This is a genomic window from Pseudomonas sp. 5P_5.1_Bac1 (genome assembly GCF_025466015.1).
In the GTDB taxonomy this organism is placed as follows: domain Bacteria; phylum Pseudomonadota; class Gammaproteobacteria; order Pseudomonadales; family Pseudomonadaceae; genus Aquipseudomonas.
The window spans coordinates 75,134-90,476 of the sequence record NZ_JANLNX010000019.1; the positions used below are offsets into that span (position 1 = coordinate 75,134).

A 15,343-nucleotide genomic window follows, 5' to 3' on the forward strand; every position below is an offset into this window, starting at 1 on the left:
CGGCCTGTTATTCGTTGCATCGGCCCGCAATTCCGAAAGTTGAACAGCGCTAAAGAATAGCCTGACAAATTTCCCTGAGGGGAACCCTGATCCGTGTAGGAAAAAGCGTACAGATGATATCAATAATTCCTACAGTTTGCGCAAAGCACAACCGGTCGATGGTCGGCTGGAGCAGAGGAAGTGGATAATTTTCGGGACCGCGACGCGGTCCCGAAATGATCACCGATGATTCAAGGCAGGCAACATCGATGCCAGCCCTGGCCTCAGTGAGGCGCGCGAGGAATGGTCTTGAGCAGGTCTTCGGCGCTGATATGGCCGACGATGGCGCTGCCGGGCTGCGGCAGGTCGAGGATATGGCCCTTCATTTTGCCCACCACGTGCATTTCGCAGGGCTTGCAGTCGAATTTCAGGGTCAGCACTTCATCGCCATGCACCAGTTGCATCGGTGCCACCTTGGTGCGCACGCCGGTCACGCCTTTGGCCTGTTTGGGGCACAGGTTGAAGGAGAAGCGCAGGCAGTGTTTGGTGATCATCACCGGCACTTCGCCTGTTTCCTCGTGCGCCTCGTACGCCGCGTCGATCAGCTTGACCCCATGACGGTGATAGAAATCACGGGCCTTCTGGTTGTAGACGTTGGCCAGGAACGATAGGTGCGCCTCGGGGTACACCGGCGGCGGCGTGGTCTCGGCCTTGCGGCCACCGCGTGGATGGGCGGCGACGCGGGCGGTGGTCAGCGACTCGATGACCTCGCGGCGCAGGGCCTTGAGCTGCGAGTTGGGGATGAAGAACGCCTGTGGCGCGTCCAGTTCGATGGAGTCGGCGTGGTACTGGGTGGTGCCCAACTGGCCGAGCAGGTCGTGCAGTTGGTCCAGCGCCTGTTGCGGCTTGTTGGCTTCGCCGAACGGACCGTCCAGGTTGGCACTGGCGGCAACGCCTTCTTCGCTGATGGCGGTCAGTTGCAGGCGGTCTTCGCGCAGGCGCGCGACCCACGACAGGCCGATACGGCGCTCGGCCGAGGTCTTCTGCAAAGCCTGTTGCCAGTTGTGGTCGAGGTTGCGACTCAGCGGGTGGTTCGGCCGCAGCTTGAACAGGCCTTCCGGCATTTCATTCGGCTCGACGCGGTAGCGGTAGCGCTTCTCGCCGTCTTCCTCGAACTCGCCCTTGAGCTCGGCGATGTTGGCGCGGAAACCCACCACTTCACGCTTGACCAGGACATTGAGGCCGTCGCCGTTGGACAGCGGGTCATGGGTGACGACCTGCATGTCGCGCTTGCCGACCTTGTCCACCGTACCCACCAGCAGACCGGTGAAAGTCGGCGAGTCGAAGGCGCCGATGTCGATCTTGCGCTCGCTGACGAAATAGTCGGTGCTGCCGCGGTGGAAGGTCTTGTCCGGGTCCGGGACGAAGAGATGCGCGGTGCGGCCGCTGGAGGCGCGGGCGAGGTCCGGGCGGTCTTCGAGGATTTCGTCCAGGCGCTGGCGGTACCAGGCGGTGATGTTTTTCACATAGCCCATGTCCTTGTAGCGGCCCTCGATCTTGAACGAGCGCACGCCAGCGTCCACCAGGTCGCGCAGGTTGGCGCTCTGGTTGTTGTCTTTCATCGACAACAGGTGTTTTTCGTAGGCGATCACGCCGCCTTTTTCATCCTTGAGGGTGTACGGCAGGCGGCACGCCTGGGAGCAGTCGCCGCGGTTGGCGCTGCGTCCGGTCTGGGCGTGGGAAATGTTGCACTGGCCGGAGAAGGCCACGCACAGCGCGCCGTGGATGAAGAACTCGATCGCCGCGTCGGTTTCGTCGGCGATGGCACGGATTTCCTGCAGGTTCAGCTCGCGGGCCAGCACCAGTTGCGAGAAGCCGGCCTGGTCGAGGAACTTCGCGCGGCCGAGGGTGCGGATGTCGGTCTGGGTACTGGCGTGCAGTTCGATGGGCGGAATATCCAGCTCCATCACGCCGAGGTCCTGGACGATCAGCGCATCGACACCGGCGTCGTAGAGCTGATGGATCAGCTTGCGTGCAGGTTCCAGCTCGTTGTCGTGAAGGATGGTGTTGATGGTGGTGAAGATCCGCGCATGGTAGCGCCGGGCGAATTCCACCAGTTCGGCGATTTCGCTGACCTCGTTGCAGGCGTTGTGCCGTGCGCCGAAGCTCGGGCCGCCGATGTACACGGCATCGGCGCCATGCAGGATGGCCTCGCGGGCGATGGCGACATCGCGGGCAGGGCTGAGCAATTCCAGGTGATGTTTGGGCAGGGACATGATGTTTTTCTAGGCTTCAACACGGTCAAGGCGCGCATTGTAGCGGCGAAATGCCTGACCGGCATCTGAATGCTGCCCGGTGGTTTTTGCGGGGCAGTGACAACCGTGTTGGCGGGTCCGGCCTCATCGCTGTGATGAGGCCATTTACCCGAGCAATCAGCCCTTGGCCGCCATCGCCGTCACTTCCACCCGCATGCCTTCCACTGCCAGCTCGGACACGCCCACCGCTGCGCGTACCGGCCACGGCTTGCTGAAGAACCGCTGATAGACCTCGTTGAACGCCGGGCGGTCGGCCATGTCGGTCAAGTAGATGGTCAGGTGCAGCACGCGGTCCATGCCGCTGCCGGCTTTTTCCAGGGCCACTTTCAGCGCCTGCAGGGTGCATTCGCTCTGGGCGGTGATGTCGCCCAGTTCCAGGCTGCCGTCGGCGCGGGTCGGGATCTGGGTGGACACCAGAATGCCGCCGAAACCGGCTACGTCGGAGGAAATGGAGTCCGCATCCGGGTCGGGGATGTAGGTGATGTCTTGATTGGCCATGGGGATCTCTTGCGATGACTGAGTAAAACAGGCCGCACAGTGTAAGCCGCGAGCCGGCTTGCGGCGAATTCGTTTGAACCCTCGGCGCCGGGGACCAGTCCCAACCAGGACCTTTCATGCAAAACAAGGAGAAGTGCGATGAAACCTATCACCTCGATGTTCGCTGGCCTGGCCCTGGTGGGTGCGCTCGCGGCCCCGGCCTGGGCGGACCAGCCGGGTGCCGACTGGAAAGTCACCCAGGAACAGGCCTCCGCGACCCTCAAGGCCGCCGGCTACACGCAGATCACCAAGATCGAGGCCGACGATGGCCATTGGGAAGGCGAGGGCACCAAGGCGGACGGTATGAAGTATGAATTCAAGGTCGATCCGCACACTGGCAAGATCGTGAAAGATGAAATGGATCATTGATCCCGCCGCTGTATCCGGGGCCGCCAGGCGGCCCCGAAACCTCAACCCGCCCGCAACGCTTCGACAATCGCCTGATTGAACGCCGGCAAGTCATCCGGCTTGCGCGAGGTAATCAGGGTCCAGCCATTGGCCGTGCAGTGTTTCACCTCGGCATCCACCCATTCCGCTCCGGCATTCTTCAGGTCGATGCTGACGCTGGGGTAGGACGTCAGCGTCTTGCCACGGGCGACGCCGGCGTCGATCAGCGCCCACGGGCCATGGCAGATTGCCGCAACCACCTTGTTGGCGCCGACGAATTCCTTAATCAGGCGCCGGGCATCGCGGTCCTGGCGCAGGGTATCGGCATTCACCGTGCCGCCGGGAATCACCAGCGCCGCGAAATCCTTGCTGTCCAGGCCTTCCAGCCGCGTGTCGGATTCGACGGTGCGGTCTTTCTCGGTGTCGTGGAGAAAGGTCTGCACGCTCCCGCCCTTGATCGACCCGTGGACCAGGGTTGCGCCTTCGGCGCGCAAGGCCTCCAGTGGTTTGAGCAGTTCATCGCGCTCGATGCCGGTGTTCGAGGTGATGACCAGAATCTTCTTGCCTTGCAATGCGTGACTCATGAATGACAGTCCTCTGCGAAGTCGGTGAGACGGCGGATCGCGCCGTCTTACTGTTGAGGCATGGCTCCGCAGAAAAGTTTGGTTTTTTCAGCGGGCAGCGATCCGCGAGCAGCGGATTGAACGTCCTCGGCGCGGCGGCGCTCAGAACTAAAAGGCACCCACAGGATTCACCGCCATGAACGACACCGCGCAACGCCCCGAACTCAACGCCTGGCACGCGATGCTGACGGACGACGGTTACCGCCTCGACTCGCCGGATGCCTGGCACGCCAGCCTGTTGCGCGGCGCCGATGAGTTGCTGGCCAGCGGCGTGGTGGATCGGGACGAATGCCAGGCGCTGAAAGCCCTTGCCGAGGGCGGCCACGCCCGCGCGCTGGAAGACGCGGTGGACAGCCGTGTCGCGGACCCCGACGCATGAAAGCGCTGAAGATTGCCACCTTCAACATCAACGGCATCCGCGCCCGCCTGCCCAACCTGCTGGCCTGGCTGGAGCGCGAACAGCCGGACATCGCCTGCCTGCAGGAATTGAAAGCGCAGGACTTTCCCAGCGAGCAACTTGCCGACGCCGGCTACGGCAGCCTCTATCACGGCCAGGCGGCCTGGAATGGCGTGGCGATCCTGGCTCGCGGTGCCGAGCCGCTGGAAATCCGCCGCGGCCTGCCCGGTATGGAAGACGACGGCCAGAGCCGCTACCTGGAGGCCGCGGCCCACGGTGTGGTGGTGGCGTGCCTGTACCTGCCCAATGGCAATCCGCAACCCGGCCCCAAGTTCGACTACAAACTGGCCTGGTTCGAACGCCTGATCGAACACGCCCAGGTGCTGCTGGACAGCGACCACCCGGTGGTACTGGCCGGCGACTACAACGTGGTGCCCACTGATTTCGACATCTATAACCCGCGCTCCTGGCTCAAGGACGCGCTGCTGCAGCCGGAAAGCCGCGCTTGCTACCAGCGCCTGCTCGACCAGGGCTGGACCGACGCGCTGCGCCACCTGTATCCGGACCAACGCCTGTACACCTTCTGGGACTATTTCCGCGAGCACTGGCCGAAAAACTCCGGCCTGCGCATCGACCATCTGCTGCTCAACCCGGCCTTGGCCCCGTACCTGAAAAACGGCGGCGTCGATGCCTGGGTGCGCAATGAAACCAAGGCCAGCGACCACGCTCCGGCCTGGATCGAACTGGGCCCGCGCAAGCGCAAGGCCCGAGAGGACTGACTGATGAACGACGCGCTTTTCGTCGATCTACAACACGTTGCCGAGACCATGCGGCAGTTGCACTTCCACGATGACGGGGCCACGCCCAACAGCCCGTTGCCGGTCATTCGCTATCACCTGCGGTCCAAGCCCGGCAGCGACATGGCGGCGGCGTTCGAGGCGCTGTTCAACCGCAACCAGTGGACGCCGCTGTGGCGTGCCGGCATTTTCGACTATCACCACTACCATTCCACCGCCCATGAAGCGCTGGCCGTGGTTCGTGGCGAGGCGCGGGTGACCTTGGGCGGGCAGTCCGGGCAGACCCTGAGCATTGCCGTCGGCGATGTCCTGGTGTTGCCGGCCGGAACCGGCCACCGCTGTGTCGAAAGCAGCCGGGATTTCCTGGTGGTGGGGGCGTATCCGCGCGGACAGGAAGACTACGATATCCAGCGCCCCGGCAGCGCCAGCCATGCCGATTCGAAAGCACGCATCGCCCGTGTTGCGCTGCCGCTGGCCGACCCGGTAGCCGGCCGGGACGGTCCGCTGATGGTGGCCTGGAAAGCCTCAGGCAGCGCGCGCGGCGAGTAGCAGCGAGGCCGGCTTGCCGGTAAGCGGGTGTGGCGGTTCGATGATGGCGTCGAGGTGCAATCCGCTGGCGTGCAGCAGCGTCACCCAGCTTTCCAGCGTGCGGAAATACCAGGGCGCCGGGTCACGGAACGCCGCGTCAAAGCCTGCCCATGAACCCGCGCGCCAGCCGTCGACATAAGGCTCATCGCCACAGGCCACGTGGGGGTGCAATGTCTGGATCAGCAGATGGCCCGGACGCTCCAGCCACGCCGGCAGCGCCGCCAGCAACCGCTGCAGTTCCTCGGCGCCGAACAGCGAGAAATTGCAGGCGATCAGATCGACCTGACGGTGCGGCGTCTGCTGGCTGAGCGCCGCATAGTCGAGGCATTCGTAGTCACCCTCGGGATCGCTGATCCGGGCGGCTTCGATCAGGCCCGCCGTGGCGTCCACACCCCAGGTCGCGATGCCCCAGCCGCGCAACGCACGGCACAGCCAGCCCTCGCCACAGCCAAGATCGAGAACACGTCGTGGCCGCCGCGCATCGATGGCGCTTAACATCGCGTGGTCGGTGACCAGCCGGCGGCTTTCGATCCGCGCTTCGCGCACGGCGGTGATCCAGGGTTCGGCGTTGGTGTGCCAACTGGAGAGGATCAGGGATTCGGGGTTGTGGTCAGGCATGGGCGGGCTCCCGTGGCGGGATGACGTGGAGCACCGGCAGGTGCTCCGGGGCAGTGGATCAGGCGGGGACGCCGAGAATCACATGGGAAGCCTTGATCACCGCAGTGGCGCTGACGCCCTTGGCCAGGCCCAGCTCCTGCACGGCGTCGCGGGTGACGATGGAATAGACCCGGGTGCCGCCGGTCAACTCCAGCACCACTTCGGCATTGACCGCGCCATCGGTGACGCTGATGACCTTGCCTTCCAGGCAGTTGCGCGCCGACAAGCGAATGCCGTCGGCATCGGTCATCAGCATCACCCAGGGCGCCTTGACCAGTGCGATGGCTTCGGCGCCGGGCACCAGGTTCAGGCTCTTGACGCTTTCCACGGTGACCACCGCCACCAGCGTCTCGCCGCCGCCCAGTTCGAGGATGACCTCGCTGTTGACGGCGCCGGGGCGTACCTCGCTGACCTTGCCTTTGAATACGTTGCGTGCGCTGACTTTCATCGTCTCTCCCTCGATTGTGAGCATCGGCCTGGCCGTAAAGAGGGAGAGTGTAGCCGGGGTCGGTTCAGCTCAGAAGGTCTTCGTAAAACGCCCCGTACGGCTTGCTCGGGTGAGCGATCTGGATTTCCAGGATCCACAGCCCGCGGTTCGGCCGCTCGGCCAGGTCGCCAAGGTCGCCGGCGCGGTAGATGGCGTGGGGGAAGTCGCTGACGCGATGGCCCTTGATGTCGAGGTTGAGCGTCCAGCCCATGGCTTCGGCTTCCTGGCGGGCGAAGTCGTAGAGTTCGACGCCGCTGCAGTTCTCGCCGCGCCAGTGTGCTTCGACCCGCTGGTACAGCGTCTTGGCCGCGGCGGCGCAGGCGATCATTTCCGGGTCGTCGCCCACGGCGAAGGTGGCGCCGGCATCGCCTTCATGGCCTTTCCAGACGATGCCCATGTCGATGAAGAAAATGTCGTTGTCGCCCAGCACCGGGTCGCCGTCCGAGCGCTGGTTGAAGGCTTTCAGGGTGTTGGCGCCGAAACGCACCAGCAGCGGGTGCCAGATGCGTTCCATGCCCAGCCCGGCAAGGATCTCCTTGCCGCGGGCGGTGGCTTCGGACTCGCTCATGCCGGGGCGAATGACCGCGGCGATAGCGTCCACGGCTTCCCAGGTCCGGGCCTGGGCGTACTGCATCAATTCCAGCGCGTAATTCGCGCCAGTGGCTTCCTTGGGGTACACGGCGGTGTTCATCGGTGGCTCTCTGTTCAAGGGCTCTTGGGTGTTCTCGCTGTATAGACTTCTATATGGCGATGGCTCTTGCAACATTTTGTTTGGTGAGCCTCAGTGCCCGTACAACCCGACCAGGCTCTGCGCCCCCAGTGCGTGCCCTTGCAATGCCTTGAGCAAACCGTCCCGGTCCAGGCCGTCGGGCAGGGCGCCGGGTGCCAGGTCAGTGGCGATCAGGGTCAGGGCGTAATGATGAGGATTGTCCCCGGCGGGCGGGCAGGGGCCGCGATAAACAGTGGCGCCCTTGACGTTCTTGCCGACGGTGATGCCTTCGCTGACGCCTTCGGCCAGTTCGCCACGTTTGGCATCGATGTTGTAGGCCACCCAGTGGACGACGCCGAGGCCCTTGGCGCCATCCGGGTCGAACATCACCAGGGCCACCGAGCGGGTGCCTTCGGGCAGGTTCGACCAGCTCAACTGCGGCGAGCGCTCCTGGCCCTTGCCGCAGGCGGTATCAGGACCGACCTGGGCCAGGGCAATCCGGCCACCATCGGTGAAGGAGGTGGAGGTGATGGACAGCGGCGCCGCATGTGCGGCGCCTGCGAAGGCCAGCAGGGCGAGGGCGGGGATCAGTGTTTTCACTGCGGTTCACCTTTGAATGAGCTTCGGGGAACCGCAGTGTAGACGCTTACTCGACGCCGGCGCGGGGCACCGGCGGCGACCCGGCGTATTCGCCCATTTCCGGTACCGGCGGATGTTCCTGGGCGGCGTGGCGCAAATCGTCGGTCACCCGCAGTTCGGCACCGGTTGGCGAGAAGGTCGCGGACGGCACGAACGGCGCAGGATTGGCCGGCACCGGGCGCTTGCCGCGGCGCCACAGGAAGAAGCTCACCAGTGTCAGGTTGATCACCGCCATGGCCCAGAACAGACCGACTTCGCCGTAACTGTTCATCACTGGCGAAATCGCCACCGGGCTGATCGCCGACCCCAGCGAGTTGATCAGCAGCATGCCCTGGATCATCGGCACCAGCGCCTCGACCGGAGCACGGTCGGCGGCATGGCTGACCGACACCGGGTAGACGGCGAACACGCCACCCCCGAGCAGGAACAGCATCACCGGCAGCAGCACCGAATCGGACGGCAGCAGCAGGATGACCACCGACAGCACGGTGCAGAGCATGCCGAGCACGATCAGCACATCCTGGCGGTCCTTGCGGTCCGACCAGCGTCCCACCGGGTACTGCAGCAGCATGGCGCCGAGAATCACCCAGGCCATCATGGTGCCGACTTCACCGACTGCCAGGCCGATGCGTTGCAGGTACAGCGGCAGCAAGGTGTAGACCGCGGCGATGGCGAGGCCGGAACCGAAGCAGCCGACCAGGCCGGTCGGGGTCACGCTGAGCAACTGGCGCGGCTTGAGCGGCTCGACGTGCTCCAGCAGCGGCGACACCCGCGGCAGGATCACGATCGGCAGCACCGACAGCGCCGCCAGCATGCCGGCCATCATGAACGGCGCCTGGTCACCCCAGCCGGCAATTTCACCCAGCGCCGCCTGGCTGACCACGCCCGCGCCATAGAACGCGATCATGTACAGCGCCAGCAGACGCCCGCGGACCTTGGTGTCGCCGGCCATCAACAGCCAGCTTTCGATCACCAGGAACACGCCGACCGTGGCCCAGCCGTTGATCATCCGCAGCACCATCCAGCCCCAGGTGTCGACGAACAGGCCCTGGGCCAGGATGGTCACGGCGATCAGCGAGGCGAAGCTGCTGTAGGCGCGGATATGGCCGATGCGCAGGATCAGCCGGTCATTGAACACGGCGCCGAGGGTCAGGCCGATGAAATAGGCAGACGAGACCACACCGATCATGGTGGCCGATTCGCCGGCTTCATCCAGGCGCAGGGTGGTCAGGGAAGACAGAAAGCCATTGCCCAGGGCCATGATAAACAGCCCGAGCAGGGGTGCCAGCGCCATCGCCAGCAAACGCGGAGACATACGTACCTCAAGAGTTTCGATTAGCGGTCAGACCCTTGGTACGCGCGCGCACGTCAGCCGGACCGTTGCGGACCGGGGCTGCTCGTTGTTGGGATTGTCGCTGCTCGAAGTGACCAGGCGAAAAAGGGCGCGAGATTCTAATGGGTTTTCGAGGGTGGCTGACAGATGGGTAGGGGTGTGGCGGAGTGTCGCAGGCACCTGGAGCCCCCACGCACCATTCCACCCACACCCCTGTAGGAGCGAGCTTGCTCGCGAAGGGCCATCAGCGCATATCGCGAGCAAGCTCGCTCCTACAGGAGGGGAAGGGCAGTGGCAGAGACCTGCAAATCCCCCGGCAGCCAGGTACAAGAATCCTGTCCACCCAGATGAGTTAATCCCCCAGCGATCAAGATTCAGATGAATCGCACCTTGCGGTAGTCCTTACGATAAAAATAAAGGGGATTGATGTGAACAGGTTTCGCCATGGCTCATTACTGGCCGCGGCCCTCAGCGCCATTTCTTCCGGCGCGTCGGCCTACGAGCTGCACTCCACCGCGGATTCCACACTGAAGTTGAATGTCCAGGGTGCCCTGGGCTTCTTCCACAGCGACGAAAGCTACAACCAGGGCGGACCGATCGACCCGGGGTCGGTGGCCTGGCAGGAAGCCTTCCTGCGTTATGGTCTGAGCGGTACCACGCGTTTCCCGGAGGCAGGCAATTCGTCGCTGTACGGCGAGTTCAATCTGGTCAGCAACGGCACCTGGGGCGAGGGCGATGCCGCCGGCTACACCGATGGCACCGAGCGTCGCACCGACGTCGACCGTGCCTACGCCGGCTGGCGCTCGGGGGATCTGTTCCCGGCGCTGGGCAAGGACGGCGTGGATATTTCCGTCGGCAGCCAGAAAGTGAAGGTCGGTGACGGCTTCATCATCAATGGCGACGGCCTGAGCGTCGGCAATAACCTCGCCGGTGGCAGCGCCAATCGCGGCGGCGCCTATTACCTCACCGCGCGCAACGCGTTCGACAAGACCGCCTGGCTGCGCCTCGGCGGGCAGCAGGGCTGGCGCGGCGACCTGATCTGGCTGAAGTCGGACAACGAACTCAAGGCCAAGCCTGAACTGGGCGTCGCCGTGCTCGAGCATGTCGCGCCGGAGGGCACGGTGGGCCTGACCTACGTCAAGGGCCTCGATGTCGAGGACAAACTGGCCAACGCCTTCAGCGGCCAGCGCGACGGCCTGAAAATCACCAGCCTGCGAGCCCAGGGCAATGCCGGGGTCAAGGACCTGTTCCTGTCCTTCGAGTACGCCCACGAAGACAAACGCCTGGGCGACGAACACGCCTGGTATGCGGAAGCCGGCTGGACCTTCTCAGGCATGCCCTGGCAGCCACGGGTCGGCTATCGCTACAGTCGCTATTCGGAGGATTACGACCCGTTGTTCAGCGGTTTCAGTCGCGGCTACGGCACCTGGTTCCAGGGCGAAGTGGCGGCCAACTACTCTGGGCCGTTCCAGCGCAACGCCGGTATCCACATGCTCAGCCTCGGCCTGACGCCGCACCCGGACGTGGCGATGGGCGTGTTGTATTTCGATTTCAACACCCTCGACCGCACGCAAGGCGACCTGGATGCCAAGGAACTCGACCTCTACGTCGACTGGACCATAGGCAATTTCACCGTCAGTCCGCTGGTCGGCCTGTACAAACCGAAGAAGAGTGCCGAGGACGGCGGATCGCAACTGGGCAGTGATGACCTCAATCTCTACAGCCAGTTGGTAGTTTCCTTCGCCTTTTGATGACTTTTCCGGCCCGAGTGGCTTCCCACTTCCTAAAACCAATTATAAAAAAGGACATTCCTGATGCGTGTTCCCTTTTTCCGCACGGCGCTTGCCGCAGCCGTCGGCATGACCGCTTCGCTGGCCGTCGTCTCGGTCCAGGCAGCGTCCAGCGACCCCGCGCGCCCCAATATCCTGCTGGTTGTCGCCGATGACATGGGCTACGCCGACCTCGGCAGTTTCGGTAGCGAGATCGAGACGCCAAACCTCGATTCCCTGGCCGCCTCGGGCGTGCAACTGACCAACTTCCAGGCCATGCCGGCCTGTTCGCCGACCCGTGCCGCGCTGCTGACCGGTGCCGACCCGCATCAGGTCGGGCTGGGCAACATGGCCGAAGAGACCGCGCCCAACCAGGAAGGCCAGAAAGGCTACGAGGGTTACCTCAACGACCGCGCGGTGACCATCGCGTCGCTGCTGCGCGACGCCGGCTACGACACCTACCTGACCGGCAAATGGCACCTGGGCAAGACCGAACAGACCGGCCCTGACCAGCGCGGTTTCGAGCATTCCTTCAGCCTGCTCAGCGGCGGCGCCAGCCACTATCCCGACATGAAGCCGGCCTATGCGCCGACCCCGGACGCGAAGGCGCCTTACGCCCAGGACGGCAAGCGCCTGGACGCACTGCCCGCTGATTTCAGCTACTCCAGCCAGTATTACGCCGACCGGATGATCCGCTACATCGCCGCGGATAAAGACAGCGGCCGGCCGTTCTTCGGCATGCTGGCCTTCACCGCGCCGCACTGGCCGCTGCAGGCGCCTGACGCGGCCATCGCCAAATACCACGGTCGCTACGACGCCGGCTACGACGCTCTGCTCGAAGCCCGGCTGAACAAGCAGAAAGCGCTCGGCCTGGTGCCGCAGGACGCCGAGCCCGCCGCGCGCTCGCCGAAAGGCCGTGCCTGGGCCAGCCTCAGCCCCGAAGAACGCCAGCGCGAGGCGCGGGCGATGGAGATCTACGCGGCGATGGTCGACCAGATGGACGCCAACACCGGCCGGGTGTTCGACTACCTGCGTCAGAACGGTCTGTACGACAACACCGTGGTGATCTTCATCTCCGACAACGGTGCCGAAGGCCACGACCTCGACGAGACCTGGCCGGCGGACCAGTTCCCAGAGATCCGCAAAGTGATCGACGAGACCAACGACTTCAGCTACGCCCACATGGGCAAGCCGGGCTCCTACACCTTCCTTGGCCCGAACTGGTCGCGGGTGTCCGCGCCGACCCTGAGCCTGTTCAAGGGCTTCCCGACCGAGGGTGGCACGCGTACGGCCGGGATCATCCGCATTCCGGGGGCCGATTCGCAGGGGAAAAAGCTCGATCAACTGGTCAGCGTCAAGGACTTCGCGCCAACCCTGCTGGAGTTGGCGGGGGTGAAGCATCCGGGGCAGCAGTACAAGGGGCGCGATGTGGTGCCCATGACCGGCACCTCGATCATCCCGCTGCTCAAAGGCGAGAAAGTCGCCGAGCGCACCCAGGGCGGCGAACTGTTCGGCAAGCGCTTCGTGCGCAAGGGCGACTGGAAACTGGTACACATGCCCAAACCTTGGGGCACGGGCGACTGGCAGTTGTTCAACCTGCAGTCGGACATGGCCGAGCGGCATGACCTGAGCGCCAAGGAACCAGGGAAAGTGGCGGAACTGAAAAAGGTCTGGGACCAGTATGCGCAGGAGAACCATGTGATCCTGCCGGACCACGTTAGCGGTTACTGATCCCTCGCTGCGGTTCGGGGCCTCGAACCGCAGCGATCTCAGCAAAGCGCTCCTCAAGACAGAGAACAACAATGCCTTTGCGTGCGCACCTGCACTGCCTGACCCTGCTATTGATCCTCGCGTCCCCCTTCGGCGCGGCCGACCCGCGCCCGCCGAGTGAACACCTCTCCGACGGCTACGTCGCCCAGGCACGCTGCACCGCCTGTCACCAAACCCAAGCCAGCGCCTGGGCCAACTCCCATCACAGTTGGTCGCTGCGCGAGGCCAACAGCGAAAACGTGCTTGGCGACTTCAACGACACCACCTTCAGCGACGCCGATGGCATCCGCATGCGGTTTTTCAAGCGCGGCGAGCGCTTCTTCGTCAACGCCGAGGGCGAAGACGGCAAACCCGCGGATTTCGCCATTGCCTACACCTTCGGCTTCGATCCGCTCCAGCAATACCTGATCGAGCGCCCCGGTGGCCGCCTGCAAAGCCTCACCGTCGCCTGGGACAGCCGGCCCGGCGACAAAGGCGGACAACGCTGGTTTTCGCTACATCCCGGACAGCGTTTCACCCCGGATGACGCCCTGCACTGGACCGGCCGCTACCAGAACTGGAACGCCATGTGCGCTGATTGCCATTCCGGCAACCTGCGCAAAGGCTACGACCCGGCCAGCGACACCTTCCAGACCACCTGGAGCGAAATGGCGGTGGGTTGCCAGAGCTGCCATGGCCCTGGCCAGCGCCATCTTGACTGGGCTGAACAGCACCCGGACAAACCGTCGCCCGCCATGAGCCCGGCGCAAATGGGCCTGGCGGTGGACTTTCATCGCGCCGAGCCAGGCTATCTGGTCGAGCAGTGCGCCCGCTGCCACAGCCGGCGTCAGCCGCTGGGCAATGGCAGCCAGCCGGGCAAACCGCTGCTCGACGCCATGCGTCCGGCGGTGTTGTCCGACGGGCTCTACCATGCCGACGGACAGATCCTCGACGAAGTCTTCGAATATGGCTCCTTCACCCAGAGCAAGATGTTCGCCAAGGGTGTGACTTGCAGCAACTGCCACGAGCCGCATTCCACAACGTTGCGCGCCGAAGGCAACGACCTGTGCAAGGCCTGCCACAACCCGGTGGGCAACCCGCGCTTCCCCAGCCTGGTCAAGCAGGACTACGACACCCCGCAGCACCACCACCATTCACCGGGAACGCCGGGTGCGCAGTGCGTCAGTTGCCACATGCCGACCCGCACCTACATGGGCGTGGACGCCCGTCGCGACCATGCCTTGCGCATTCCGCGCCCCGACCTCGACGGCACGACCGGCGCCCCGGACGCCTGCACTGCGTGCCATCAGGACAAGCCCCCGACATGGGCGGCCAGCGCCATCGAGGGCTGGTTTGGCCAGCCGAAACGCGAGCCGCACTACGGCGAAACCTTCGCCGCCGCCCGCCGCCACGACCCCAGTGTCATCCCGCAACTGGCGAAGCTGATCGAAGACGCTGGCAAACCGGCGATTGTCCGCGCCAGCGCCGTCGAACTGGGCGCGGGTTACGGCGATGCGCTCCAGCCCAGCCTGGTCAAGGCGCTGGGCGACGACAGCCCGCAGGTGCGCCTGCAAGCGGCCCGCGCCCTGGAAGGGCAAACGCCGGCGCAGCGCCTGAAATACCTGCTGCCATTGCTACAGGACCCGAGCCTCGCAGTACGCGATCAGGCGGCGAGAGGTCTGGCCGACCAACGCAGTGCCGACCTTGCGCAACCCGTCGCCGACCGCCTGGAAGCGCAACTGAACGACCACCTGGAGCGCCTTCGAGAAAACACCGACTTGCCCGCTGCGCGCTTGAATCTCGCTGTGTTGCAGGAGCGCCTGAACCGTCCCGTCGACGCGATCGACAACTACCGTCAGGCGCTGAAGCAGGATTCGCGCTACGTCCCGGCGCGCACGGGGCTTGCGCGGCTGTTGATGGCGCAAGGACAAGTCGCCGAAACCGAGCAACTGTTGCGTACCGGCCTGGAACTGCAGCCGCAACAGCCTGAGCTGGCTTATTCCCTAGGTCTTGTGCTCGGCCAGCAGGGCAAGAATGACGAAGCAATCACCTGGCTACAACGCGCCGACGGCCCGCGAGCCCAGTACAACCTGGGCTTGCTGCTGAGCCGGATGGGGCGCACGGAAGAGGCGAGGGCGGCGTTTTTGAAAGGGCTGGAGCAGGACCGGGACAATCCCGACCTGCGCTATGGATTGGCTTACCTCAGTGCGCGGGCGGGTCGCACCGACGAGGCGCTGGGTTACTGTGATGGCTCGCCGGACCCGCGCTGTCAGCGCTTGATCCGGGCGATTCAGGCACGCAGTCGTTGAAGCGCAGGTCCAGCGCTAAGGGTTTCGGCATGGACGCCGATATGCATTCACGGCGCCAGCGTTCAGGC

At 64.5% G+C, this 15,343-nt stretch carries 15 protein-coding genes; 7 read left to right on the forward strand and 8 right to left on the reverse strand.

What is annotated here, in order from left to right; all coding sequences use genetic code 11:
• Positions 1-263 precede the first annotated feature (263 nt).
• On the reverse strand, positions 264-2,255 hold the full coding sequence (locus NTD82_RS03840; RefSeq protein WP_262127802.1) for a peptidase U32 family protein: 1,992 nt from the start codon (positions 2,253-2,255) through the stop codon (positions 264-266).
• Between the two features lie 156 nt (positions 2,256-2,411).
• The gene (locus NTD82_RS03845) at positions 2,412-2,792 is read right to left on the reverse strand and encodes a RidA family protein (protein WP_095153473.1); all 381 of its coding nucleotides are present in this window, start codon (positions 2,790-2,792) and stop codon (positions 2,412-2,414) included.
• A gap of 138 nt (positions 2,793-2,930) precedes the next feature.
• On the opposite strand from NTD82_RS03845, the gene NTD82_RS03850 reads away from it, so the two are divergent.
• A complete protein-coding gene (locus tag NTD82_RS03850; protein ID WP_095153472.1) occupies positions 2,931-3,200 on the forward strand; it encodes a PepSY domain-containing protein in 270 nt (89 codons plus the stop codon).
• A 41-nt stretch (positions 3,201-3,241) separates the two neighbouring features.
• Here the strand turns inward: NTD82_RS03850 and NTD82_RS03855 are convergent, their stop codons facing one another.
• Entirely contained in the window at positions 3,242-3,802 is a 561-nt protein-coding gene (locus NTD82_RS03855; protein ID WP_095153471.1) for a type 1 glutamine amidotransferase domain-containing protein, read from the reverse strand.
• 175 nt (positions 3,803-3,977) lie between these two features.
• On the opposite strand from NTD82_RS03855, the gene NTD82_RS03860 reads away from it, so the two are divergent.
• The 3 genes from NTD82_RS03860 to NTD82_RS03870 are packed head-to-tail and all read left to right on the forward strand — an operon-like array spanning position 3,978 to position 5,584.
• Positions 3,978-4,220, forward strand: coding sequence for a hypothetical protein (locus tag NTD82_RS03860; protein ID WP_095153470.1), 243 nt, complete (start codon positions 3,978-3,980; stop codon positions 4,218-4,220).
• A complete protein-coding gene (locus NTD82_RS03865) occupies positions 4,217-5,017 on the forward strand; it encodes an exodeoxyribonuclease III (protein ID WP_262127803.1) in 801 nt (266 codons plus the stop codon). Before NTD82_RS03860 ends, NTD82_RS03865 begins: the two co-directional genes overlap by 4 nt.
• A gap of 3 nt (positions 5,018-5,020) precedes the next feature.
• On the forward strand, positions 5,021-5,584 hold the full coding sequence (locus NTD82_RS03870; RefSeq protein WP_095153468.1) for a cupin domain-containing protein: 564 nt from the start codon (positions 5,021-5,023) through the stop codon (positions 5,582-5,584).
• Here NTD82_RS03870 and NTD82_RS03875 read toward each other — a convergent pair.
• From NTD82_RS03875 to NTD82_RS03895, 5 genes are all read right to left on the reverse strand, one after another.
• Entirely contained in the window at positions 5,561-6,241 is a 681-nt protein-coding gene (locus NTD82_RS03875) for a class I SAM-dependent methyltransferase (protein WP_262127804.1), read from the reverse strand. The two genes, NTD82_RS03870 and NTD82_RS03875, sit on opposite strands and share 24 nt — an antisense overlap.
• A gap of 58 nt (positions 6,242-6,299) precedes the next feature.
• Positions 6,300-6,728: a molybdopterin-binding protein gene (locus tag NTD82_RS03880; RefSeq protein WP_095153466.1), complete on the reverse strand. Its 429-nt coding sequence runs from the start codon at positions 6,726-6,728 to the stop codon at positions 6,300-6,302.
• A 64-nt stretch (positions 6,729-6,792) separates the two neighbouring features.
• Positions 6,793-7,458 carry a M24 family metallopeptidase gene (locus NTD82_RS03885; RefSeq protein WP_262127805.1) on the reverse strand — a complete coding sequence of 222 codons (666 nt, stop codon included), beginning with the start codon at positions 7,456-7,458 and terminating at the stop codon, positions 6,793-6,795.
• Between the two features lie 90 nt (positions 7,459-7,548).
• A complete protein-coding gene (locus NTD82_RS03890; protein ID WP_410017023.1) occupies positions 7,549-8,076 on the reverse strand; it encodes a YbhB/YbcL family Raf kinase inhibitor-like protein in 528 nt (175 codons plus the stop codon).
• Positions 8,077-8,122: 46 nt separating this feature from the next.
• On the reverse strand, positions 8,123-9,430 hold the full coding sequence (locus NTD82_RS03895; RefSeq protein WP_262127806.1) for an MFS transporter: 1,308 nt from the start codon (positions 9,428-9,430) through the stop codon (positions 8,123-8,125).
• Positions 9,431-9,876: 446 nt separating this feature from the next.
• On the opposite strand from NTD82_RS03895, the gene NTD82_RS03900 reads away from it, so the two are divergent.
• The 3 genes from NTD82_RS03900 to NTD82_RS03910 all read left to right on the forward strand — a co-directional run bounded on the left by NTD82_RS03900 (position 9,877) and on the right by NTD82_RS03910 (position 15,275).
• Positions 9,877-11,199, forward strand: a complete 1,323-nt coding sequence (locus tag NTD82_RS03900) for an alginate export family protein (protein WP_262127807.1) — start codon at positions 9,877-9,879, stop codon at positions 11,197-11,199.
• A gap of 63 nt (positions 11,200-11,262) precedes the next feature.
• Positions 11,263-12,948, forward strand: coding sequence for an arylsulfatase (locus NTD82_RS03905; RefSeq protein ID WP_262127808.1), 1,686 nt, complete (start codon positions 11,263-11,265; stop codon positions 12,946-12,948).
• A 71-nt stretch (positions 12,949-13,019) separates the two neighbouring features.
• Positions 13,020-15,275, forward strand: coding sequence for a tetratricopeptide repeat protein (locus NTD82_RS03910; protein WP_262127809.1), 2,256 nt, complete (start codon positions 13,020-13,022; stop codon positions 15,273-15,275).
• Positions 15,276-15,343 lie beyond the last annotated feature (68 nt).

Excerpts from the sequence above, each read along its gene's own strand:
- NTD82_RS03880 (WP_095153466.1), bottom strand. The coding sequence starts at position 6,728 with ATGAAAGTCAGCGCACGCAACGTATTCAAAGGCAAGGTCAGCGAGGTA.
- NTD82_RS03895 (WP_262127806.1), bottom strand. The coding sequence starts at position 9,430 with ATGTCTCCGCGTTTGCTGGCGATGGCGCTGGCACCCCTGCTCGGGCTG.
- NTD82_RS03840 (WP_262127802.1), bottom strand. The coding sequence starts at position 2,255 with ATGTCCCTGCCCAAACATCACCTGGAATTGCTCAGCCCTGCCCGCGAT.
- NTD82_RS03850 (WP_095153472.1), top strand. The coding sequence starts at position 2,931 with ATGAAACCTATCACCTCGATGTTCGCTGGCCTGGCCCTGGTGGGTGCG.
- NTD82_RS03885 (WP_262127805.1), bottom strand. The coding sequence starts at position 7,458 with ATGAACACCGCCGTGTACCCCAAGGAAGCCACTGGCGCGAATTACGCG.
- NTD82_RS03845 (WP_095153473.1), bottom strand. The coding sequence starts at position 2,792 with ATGGCCAATCAAGACATCACCTACATCCCCGACCCGGATGCGGACTCC.
- NTD82_RS03860 (WP_095153470.1), top strand. The coding sequence starts at position 3,978 with ATGAACGACACCGCGCAACGCCCCGAACTCAACGCCTGGCACGCGATG.
- NTD82_RS03910 (WP_262127809.1), top strand. The coding sequence starts at position 13,020 with ATGCCTTTGCGTGCGCACCTGCACTGCCTGACCCTGCTATTGATCCTC.
- NTD82_RS03905 (WP_262127808.1), top strand. The coding sequence starts at position 11,263 with ATGCGTGTTCCCTTTTTCCGCACGGCGCTTGCCGCAGCCGTCGGCATG.
- NTD82_RS03875 (WP_262127804.1), bottom strand. The coding sequence starts at position 6,241 with ATGCCTGACCACAACCCCGAATCCCTGATCCTCTCCAGTTGGCACACC.
- NTD82_RS03855 (WP_095153471.1), bottom strand. The coding sequence starts at position 3,802 with ATGAGTCACGCATTGCAAGGCAAGAAGATTCTGGTCATCACCTCGAAC.
- NTD82_RS03870 (WP_095153468.1), top strand. The coding sequence starts at position 5,021 with ATGAACGACGCGCTTTTCGTCGATCTACAACACGTTGCCGAGACCATG.
- NTD82_RS03865 (WP_262127803.1), top strand. The coding sequence starts at position 4,217 with ATGAAAGCGCTGAAGATTGCCACCTTCAACATCAACGGCATCCGCGCC.